The following is a 9,129-nucleotide window of genomic DNA, read 5'->3' on the forward strand; positions in this document are numbered from 1 at the left end:
ATTGAGGTCACTTTTTCTATGGTTTTATCTATCTGACTACTAATTGAAAAAAATCAGTTAAGAATCTTTAGGAATTGATATGTTTCGCTATACTTTATTCAAGCTTCAGCCCGCAAATACTCAACTCATGTTACCCCATGGTGGCTTTAGACGCTTAACTAGTGCGCTGACACCAACACGTCAATACAACTCGCTTCGCACTCCTGAACTTTCAGATCATGCTCCATTTGTGCTGCAGTTTGCGATGCATAATAAAAACAGCATCACCCCCTATCTTGTGCCATGGCGCTCGCATTACCATACTAAGGATTATAAGAGAATAAGTGTCCTCACTTGGAACATCATGATGAGAGGACAATACAATGAGACAAAAAGGCGATATAACAATGCCTACTCGGCAAATGAAACGAAGGCAGAGTATCTTTTAAGAATAGAAAGAATAGCTCAAAATATAGCTGAATGTGTTAAGAAAGATCCAAATTTTGCCATGATTTTCTTACAAGAAGCACCGGTATGTCCGACTGAGCAAAAATATATGACGGATTGGTTGGAAGAATACTTACCCTCTCACTTCAAAGTACAGTTAAATGCAACTGATTGGGGAATATTAACAATAGTTAACTCGCACTTTTTTCCTGATTTACGTAAATTGGATACTGTTTATGCAGGTGAGTTATGCGATATGAATACACGCAAAACAACGTTTGTCTTACCTGGTTTAAAGACCCCATTAACGAATCTTCATTTACCTCATGATAAACCTCAAGAGGCACTTAAGCTCGTTATGAACTATCTAGCCCACGCACTTACCAGTAATATTCAGAGAAATGAACGTTATGGTTCATTTGTCTTTACTGGAGATTGGAATCTTTCAGCGGAAACTATTGAGACAGAAGCTATACGGACTCTCGAAATGCTGTTTCATGAAAAGCTTCCTGTGCGCTGTGATGTTTCAATACAACGAAGCCCCGCAGGACATATTAAAACAGATGGCAAAGTTGTTGAGGTTGATTGTTCATTAGTCGTTAGCTATAAAGTGAGTCATAAAGATCTGACATTAATCCAGAAGGAGCTTAGTTCAGCATTAGTAGTTGACCACGCTGTTATTGATTTTAGCCCTCGAATTTAAAGTTCCAGGTGCCTTATCAGCAAGCCTGTATTAGACGAAGTTCTGAATGAGCCTCAGCAAGATAGCCCATTATTTATGAGCTGTTTTGCTAGGCAAATAAAGAAGCGTGCCCTATGAGTGTGTCGTATTGGCTTGGAAATGATACTGCCGTTTCTTTTGCTCTGCAGAAAAGCCACTCATCCAAAGTCATGACGCATACGAGATTACTCACTGCGTTGGGGATGGTATGGCCGGGTAGAAAAAAGTCGCTTCATGTTTGTTGTAAAACAAATTGAGGGCGCGTGAATTGGGAATGTCCTGAAATTGTTTCAGGGCGGCTAAATTGGTTTTTCCCTGCAGTTTGATTGTGAAAATCATTTGTTTGGCTTTGCCTGATTCTATCCATTTTTTAATAAGGGTATATGCTCGGTCAGGGTAGCATGCGACATCGGACAAGACCCAATCGTAACTGTGTTCTAACGTTGATGGTTCTAGAGCAAAAGCACTTTGTTGTAAGCAATGCACCCCAGGAAGCCCGGCAATTTTCTCATCAAGTTTTGCTTTATCAACGGCAGTTACTTTGGTGCCAAAGGATTGCATGACATACGTCCATCCGCCTGGTGATGCTCCTAAATCCAGAGCAGTCTGGCCTTTTTGGGGATAATGTCCCAGAAGAAACAACGCTTCCCATAACTTGAGATAAGCCCTATTGGGTGGATTAACTTTGTCTTCAATGAATTGACATATTCCTTGAGGCCATTGTTTTAAGCGCTTGGCGCTATAAATCATCGTGTTTTGATCCAGAAGACAAAAAGCCCCGATGCTGGGAATTTCTGCATCAACAGGAAAAGAACGGCTCAAAGAGGGGTATTTACGTAATTGTTCTTCAATTAAGCGAGAGCGCCTTACCTGACTTATCGGATGTAAATACCAGAATTTTCCCGCTTGTCGAAGGATTTTGACGGCTTCAGAGATTGATTGAAAGCTTACGACCACAGGTTCCAGCCAAATGTCTTGCGCAAAACAAACATCAGTTCTTTTGGTAGGGGAAAGTACTAAATCCTCAATGATCTGGCTGTTATCCCTCAGCTCTTCAATGAGCTCAGTACGAAACTCGGGTTTTACGATATATACTGCTGCGAGATTGTTCAGATGATCCATAATTTTAAATTTAAATAGAGTTAGGTCGATAAGATAAATAGCTAAGGCGAGCAATTATACATCATACCGCTAGTCCTGTAAGCTTTTGCTTCTATTTTTGGCATTAAATGAGGGCGAGTGTCCAATCCTTGATTGCACTTTGTTCCATCAAGTCTGCCTACTTGATGAACCAGGTTTTTCATCTCTTCACCGCTTTGACAGCGGCTCATTCATTGCTACTATAAAAACTGTATTTAATCGTGATCATAGGGATATCATTAAATGAGTGATTTTTATCAGACACCTCCTGGCTTGGGAAATCAATTTGACGAGGACAGAGTCCTTAGACGTTATCTTGAATGGAAAGTACCGCAAGCCATGCTTGCTGAAATTCGCCCTGATTTGCAACGGATGGGGCAGCGAGTGATTGAGGATATTTATCATCTGGGGAGAGAGGCCGAGTTAACTCCTCCACGTCATATCCCCTATGATCCATGGGGTCGGCGCATTGATTTTATAGAAACGTCCAACGCCTGGAAAGAACTTGACCGCATCTCGGCTCAGGAGAAATTGGTCGCTATTGGCTATGAGCGGCACTACGGTGCATTATCGCGTATTTATCAATTTGCCAAACTCTATCTGTTTCATCCCTCATCAGCAATCTATACCTGTCCATTGGCGATGACGGATGGGGCTGCTCGCGCTTTGGAACTATATGGAGATGAATCCCTTAAACAAAATGCATTAAAACACCTGATCTCAGCAGACCCGGAACAGTTTTGGACATCTGGGCAATGGATGACTGAACGCACAGGAGGTTCTGATGTGAGTGGTACTTCAACCACTGCCAGAGCTGACGGCTTAAAATTCCGACTTTCTGGCACTAAATGGTTTACCTCCGCAACCACCTCACAAATGGCAATGACTCTGGCCAGAATTGAGGGAGCGCCAGAAGGCAGTAGAGGGCTGAGTTTGTTTCATCTGGAATTGCGTGCTGCTGATGGTGTTTTGAATGGTATTCGTATCAATCGCTTGAAAGATAAGTTAGGGACGCATGCCCTTCCTACCGCAGAGCTCACTTTAGACGGCTCTGTTGCCACTTTGGTTGGTCAACCAGGGGATGGGGTCAAGAAAATCTCATCTTTATTTAATATTACGCGTATTTATAATGCCTGTTGTGCCGTGGGTTATATGCGCAGAGCAATTGCTTTGGCGCGTGATTATGCTGTAAAACGAAAAGTTTTTGGGCGTGCCCTGGCCGAACATGGTTTACATCTGGAAACTTTGGCAAATCTTCAAGTCGAGTTTGAGGCGGCTTTTCATTTGGTATTTCACGCGGTTGAACTATTAGGGAAAGAGGAAACAGGAGAGGCAAGCGCTGCTGAATCTGCAGTGCTTCGATTATTGACTCCTTTGGCCAAGCTTTATACGGCAAAGCAAGCTATTGCTGTGGTTAGTGAGGCACTTGAGGCCTTTGGAGGTGCGGGGTATGTTGAGGATACAGGGCTTCCTCATTTATTACGTGATGCACAGGTATTGGCTATATGGGAAGGAACGACTAATGTCTTGAGCCTTGATGTATTGCGTGCGATTCGAAAAGAAAATGCTCTGGAACCTTTTATCAACGATATTGTGGCGCGTTTAAATTCAATTGACTTGCCGGTACTTCAGCACTCTAAAACCAGAATATTAGGTGCGGTAAATCAGCTGAAACAATACAGTACAGATATGGCATTGATGGGAGATGAGGAGCAACAGATTTGCGCTCGTAATTATGCCTTTTGTCTGACTCAGGTTTATGCCGGAAGCCTTTTGTTAGAACATGCACAGTGGTCTTTTCATCATGCTAAAGAGCCCCAGGCATTGAGTGTCGCCTTACGCTGGTGCTCCAGAGATTTAACCTCTTTGCTCACTCCATCGCAAGAATATCAGGCACAATCCCGAGAACTTGCAATGGATAGTTAGAATGTAGGCTGGCGCTGATCGCCAGCCTGCAGAATAAATGAGAGCGCGTCATTTTTGATTGCTTATTGGTCTGTATTGCTCACTTATTCTTGGTTTGATTGCTCTTTTTTTAGAACCAATAAGGTAATAGAGGGCCACGGATGTTACATAGGGTAAACCCAGCATTACGAGGATGTGTTTTAAGCTGCCTGAAAGCAACAAGTCAAACAGGGTACTCAAAACAAGCAGTAATTGAAGCGTTCGGTTTTTGATAAAATCAGGGACGAATAGTTGGGACATTTGTTTAATCCATTTCTTAGTGGTATGCCAATAAGCCAGGTAAATACGGCATTCGCAGCACAGCGAGCGAGATTCCTGATTTATTGAAGCAGTATCCTGGTTATTAAGCGCTCAATTACAGATCCATTTGCTTTCAGCAATGATGGAATACACTTCATTATCACCAATGACAATGTGATCAAGCAGCCTTGCATCAACTAGCTCAAGAGCATCTTTAATGCGTTGGGTTACTGCCAGATCCTGATGACTTGCGTCTGATACCCCTGATGGATGGTTGTGGGCGAGAATTAATGCCGCGGCATTGAGTTGCAGAACACGCTCAATTATTGGGCGGGGGTGTACGGTGGCTGAATTTATTGTGCCAGAAAATAATTCTTCATAGGCAATAATTCGATGTTGATTGTCGAGATATAAGGCTGCAAAGGTTTCATTTTTATAATCTCGTAGTCTTTTTTTTAAGTAGGCATAGGTTTGCTTGCTATTGGTTATCTGTGTTTCTTTTTGTAACTGAATAAAATCGCTGCGCCTGCATATTTCTTTTACTGCCTGTAATTGCAGGTAGCGGACTTCTCCTATTCCGGATACTTGTTTAAAACTTTTGGGATTAGCATTAAGAACGGCACGTAAATCACCGTGCTGCTTGATGAGGTCAAATGCTAATTGCAGACAGGATTTCTTTTTACTTCCTGAGCTGATAAATACTGCGAGTAATTCTGTATCAGATAAGCTTTGAGCGCCATCATTAAGTAGTTTTTCGCGCAGATCGAACCGTCGAGTTGGTTGGACAACCGTCATTATGTCTTCCTTTTTAATTCCATTATTGCAAAGTTTATGCTTTGATCGAGGGTATTCTTATCAAAAATGGTGAGTCATGCAAGATTTTATTGATAAAAAAATTCTTCTGGGTGTTTGTGGTGGTATTGCTGCTTATAAATCAGCTTATCTGGTGAGAGAGTTAACCCGGCTTGGTGCCGATGTTCGTGTGGTGATGACTCAATCTGCCCAACAGTTTATTAGCCCGTTGTTGATGCAGGCTTTATCGGGAAACGAAGTGCGTGTTGATTTATTTGATATGCAATCAGAACATGCTATGGGACATATTGAATTGGCACGATGGGCTGATTATTTCTTAATTGCACCGGCATCGGCTAATTGTCTGGCTAAAATGGCGCAAGGCATTGCTGATGATTTATTGTCTACTTTATATCTGGTTGCTGAAACTCCAGTGCTTGTTTGTCCTGCGATGAACCGCAGTATGTGGGCCCATCCTGCGACTAAAGCCAATTATGAGCTCTTGCTGGAACGGGGGGTTATTTTTGTAGGGCCTGAAGAAGGAATGCAGGCTTGTGGAGAACATGGACTTGGCCGGGTTAGTGAATCAGAGCAAGTGATAAGTGCTTTGCGTTTGCATGATGTGCACCAGATCCTATCTGGTAAAAAAATAGTCATTACTGCCGGCCCTACCCGTGAAGCGATCGATCCGGTGCGTTATTTGAGCAATTACAGTTCAGGAAAGATGGGCTTTGCCCTGGCAGAAGCAGCGGCTATGGCCGGAGCACAGGTTACCTTGATTACGGGGCCAAGCACTTTGTGTGCTTCTGGCGTTATTGAGGTCATCAGGGTCGAATCTGCCCAGGAGATGCTGGAGGCCGTAGAGCATGCGGTACAAAATGGGTGCATCTTTATAGGTGCTGCAGCGGTTGCTGATTTCCGAGTGCAATCCCCGTCAGTGGATAAAATGAAGAAAAAAGAACATAACGAACTGAACATTCATTTAATTAAAAACACTGATATTTTAAGTACCGTTGCTGCAAGCGGTAAGGCATCCTACGTTGTAGGGTTTGCTGCGGAAACCAGTGATGTGCTTGCTTATGCAACGGAAAAATTGAACCAGAAGAAGCTGGATATGATTATTGCCAATCGGGTGGGTAAAGGGCTTGGATTTGAATGCGATGAAAATCAGGTGAGTGTGATCACAAAAAGCAATCAAGTCGAACTTTCATTATCCAATAAAACGCGTTTGGCAGGACAAATTATTGCAATCCTGGCGGCAACTCTGCAAAATGCCTCTCATTAAAACCGCCTACGGGGAAGTGCTATGCAACAAGTAATACAATTAAAAATTCTGGATGAACGAATCGGTGATTCTATTCCGCTGCCAACTTATGCAACCGGTGGTTCAGCGGGGTTAGATTTAAGAGTGTGTCTTTCTGAAGCAATTCAGATTGCTCCGCAGGAAACCGTATTATTACCTACGGGACTTTCTATTTATATTGCTGATCCTAAATTGGCTGCTGTTATTCTGCCTCGTTCTGGTTTGGGGCATAAAAATGGTATCGTTTTAGGGAATCTGGTTGGTTTAATTGATTCTGATTATCAGGGCGAGTTAAAGATTTCTTGCTGGAATAGAAGTAACGAAGCGTTTACGGTTAATCCCGGTGAACGTATCGCTCAGTTGGTTTTTGTTCCTGTTGTTCAGGCTGCATTTGAAGTCGTAACTGCTTTTACAGAAACCAGTAGAGGAGAGGGTGGTTTTGGCAGTTCCGGGAGACACTAGATGGCTTATCAGCAAAAACAAATCATGCGTTCTGTTTTTCGGGCTTATGACATTAGAGGAATAATAGGTCAGGAACTGGATGAGGATTCGTTCTATACTATTGGGTTGGCCATAGCCTGTTATTTACAGTTGCTGAATCGACATCAAATCTATCTGGCGCAAGATGGTCGGTTAACGAGTCCTAGTCTGGCGCTGGCATTAAAAACAGGATTGTTAGAGAGTGGTATCGATGTTGTTGATTTGGGGGCAGTTGCCACACCAGTCATGTATTATGCGACACATACTCAGGAGCTAGACTGTGGTTTGATGGTTACAGGGAGCCATAATCCTGCTGAATATAATGGCATTAAAATGGTTCTGGCAGGAAAAACTTTAACTCAGACTAATATTGATATTCTGTACGATTTGGTGGCTGAAGGGAAACGGATAACCGGGTGTGGTACTGAAACCAAACTTGATATAATGCCCCATTATACCCAACGTGTTTTAAGCGATATTCAATTGCATCGCCCTTTAAAAGTGGTCGTCGATTGCGGTAATGGGATTGCAGGACCAATAATTCCTGCGGTTATTGCACAATTAGGCTGCGAGGTTATTCCATTGTATTGTGATGTGGATGGTCATTTTCCCAACCATCATCCAGATCCAACTATTGAAAGTAATTTAGTCGATTTAAAGGCCGCGGTTGCATTACACCAAGCAGATATTGGTTTGGCTTTTGATGGTGATGCGGATCGTGTAGGTTTAATCACTGATAAGGGGGAGATGATCTGGCCTGATCGCTTAATGATGCTCTTTTCCCGTGAATTATTAAACCGTGTTCCAGGGGCGACCATAGTGTATGATGTGAAATGTTCTTCACATCTTGAACGCGTGATTCATGAGGCTGGCGGTATCGCTAAAATGTGTCCTACAGGTCATTCAATTGTTAAAGCGATTATGAGAGAAGAGAAGGCTGCTCTTGCTGGTGAAATGAGCGGCCATTTGTTTTTTAAAGATCGTTGGTATGGATTTGATGATGCACTGTATAGTGCCTGTCGTTTGTTGGAAATTATTAGCTCATCTGAATTAACGGTAAGTGAACAATTTAAATTGATTCCTAACAGCATTAACACTCCAGAAATAAAGATTGCCATAGCAGATGAGGAAAAATTTATTTTTATGCAGCAGTTTAGCGAGCGGGCCGATTTTCCCGAAGCACGGGTTCTTACTCTCGATGGTTTAAGAGTAGAGTTTGCTGATGGCTGGGGGTTATTGCGTGCGTCCAATACAACTCCCTGTCTGGTGGCTCGTTTTGAAGCGAGTGATCTTGAGCATCTTTTACAGATTCAATGCGCGTTTAAAGAGCAAATTCAATTAATTAATGCTGAGCTGGAACTGCCTTTTTAACCGTTGTGGATACTGACTAAGGGATTTCATGTTGTTTCGTAGCCCGTATTAGGTGAAGCCCTGATGAATTCTGGAATATTTGTGCACAATCAACCAATGGTATGTTATCAAACAAACTGACCTCAATTATGTCGTTCCCGCGCAGGCGAGAATCCATTCTTCAGACAAAGTAAGGACGTAACTTGAAAAATGGTTCCGCCTGCGCGGGAACGACATAATTAAGAGCATAGTGGATTAATAAAGAATAAAATATGGTGTGTAAAAAAATGCCAGGATTACTCAGAGCATAGCGTAATACGGGCTGCAACAACTTAACTTTAGCAATTCCCTAGTGATTGGTTACTTGTTTTGGAGTCTCGCTGTTTCGTCTTGTTCCTGAATCGGTGATTCGATTATCTTGTTCAGGGTGGTTTTTGTCGCAAAGAAACTATGTGTGTTATCTGGCGATGGCTTTGGTTCTGCTTGATCAATCAAGGTGTTAATTTCACTTTTTGTCGATGAATTGCCATATAACCCGCGTATTGCTCTTACTATCCAAAGACTGCTACGTAATTGACTAATAAAAAGAAACTCTGGGGCAATCGGTTGATTTTTACCGCCATTCAGATCCAGTTTTAGTTGTACTAAATCTTCTGCTGTCAGCATTTTTATTTGTTGCTGTATCACGTTTACGGTGATTATCTTTTTTGTT

8 protein-coding genes and 1 pseudogene are annotated in these 9,129 nt (G+C 42.4%); 5 read left to right on the top strand and 4 right to left on the bottom strand.

Features of this window, described 5'->3' with window-relative positions; all coding sequences use genetic code 11:
• The first annotated feature begins 79 nt into the window (after nucleotides 1–79).
• On the top strand, nucleotides 80–1,129 hold the full coding sequence (locus tag Q0495_RS05505) for a hypothetical protein (protein WP_298623945.1): 1,050 nt from the start codon (nucleotides 80–82) through the stop codon (nucleotides 1,127–1,129).
• A 207-nt stretch (nucleotides 1,130–1,336) separates the two neighbouring features.
• Here the strand turns inward: Q0495_RS05505 and Q0495_RS05510 are convergent, their stop codons facing one another.
• The gene (locus Q0495_RS05510) at nucleotides 1,337–2,269 is read right to left on the bottom strand and encodes an SAM-dependent methyltransferase (RefSeq protein ID WP_298623959.1); all 933 of its coding nucleotides are present in this window, start codon (nucleotides 2,267–2,269) and stop codon (nucleotides 1,337–1,339) included.
• Between the two features lie 261 nt (nucleotides 2,270–2,530).
• Between Q0495_RS05510 and Q0495_RS05515 the strand changes: the two genes are divergently transcribed.
• Nucleotides 2,531–4,213, top strand: a complete 1,683-nt coding sequence (locus Q0495_RS05515; protein ID WP_298623947.1) for an acyl-CoA dehydrogenase family protein — start codon at nucleotides 2,531–2,533, stop codon at nucleotides 4,211–4,213.
• A 48-nt stretch (nucleotides 4,214–4,261) separates the two neighbouring features.
• Here Q0495_RS05515 and Q0495_RS05520 read toward each other — a convergent pair whose 3' ends face one another.
• The gene (locus Q0495_RS05520) at nucleotides 4,262–4,492 is read right to left on the bottom strand and encodes a hypothetical protein (RefSeq protein ID WP_298623949.1); all 231 of its coding nucleotides are present in this window, start codon (nucleotides 4,490–4,492) and stop codon (nucleotides 4,262–4,264) included.
• Between the two features lie 111 nt (nucleotides 4,493–4,603).
• A complete protein-coding gene (gene radC / locus Q0495_RS05525) occupies nucleotides 4,604–5,287 on the bottom strand; it encodes a DNA repair protein RadC (protein ID WP_298623951.1) in 684 nt (227 codons plus the stop codon).
• Nucleotides 5,288–5,363: 76 nt separating this feature from the next.
• Between radC and coaBC the strand changes: the two genes are divergently transcribed.
• Genes coaBC through Q0495_RS05540 form a run of 3 tightly spaced genes read left to right on the top strand, consistent with a single transcriptional unit; the run spans nucleotide 5,364 to nucleotide 8,438 of the window.
• Nucleotides 5,364–6,569 (top strand): bifunctional phosphopantothenoylcysteine decarboxylase/phosphopantothenate--cysteine ligase CoaBC, encoded by a 1,206-nt coding sequence (gene coaBC / locus Q0495_RS05530; protein WP_298623953.1) that lies wholly within the window; start codon nucleotides 5,364–5,366, stop codon nucleotides 6,567–6,569.
• 21 nt (nucleotides 6,570–6,590) lie between these two features.
• Entirely contained in the window at nucleotides 6,591–7,049 is a 459-nt protein-coding gene (gene dut, locus Q0495_RS05535; protein ID WP_298623955.1) for a dUTP diphosphatase, read from the top strand.
• A complete protein-coding gene (locus Q0495_RS05540; RefSeq protein ID WP_298623957.1) occupies nucleotides 7,050–8,438 on the top strand; it encodes a phosphomannomutase/phosphoglucomutase in 1,389 nt (462 codons plus the stop codon).
• A gap of 339 nt (nucleotides 8,439–8,777) precedes the next feature.
• On the opposite strand, the pseudogene Q0495_RS05545 reads toward Q0495_RS05540, so the two are convergent.
• Nucleotides 8,778–9,129, bottom strand: a pseudogene (locus tag Q0495_RS05545) (hypothetical protein); the annotation flags it as partial.

Origin of the sequence: uncultured Legionella sp. (assembly GCF_937871865.1) — a bacterium.
GTDB lineage: Bacteria > Pseudomonadota > Gammaproteobacteria > Legionellales > Legionellaceae > Legionella.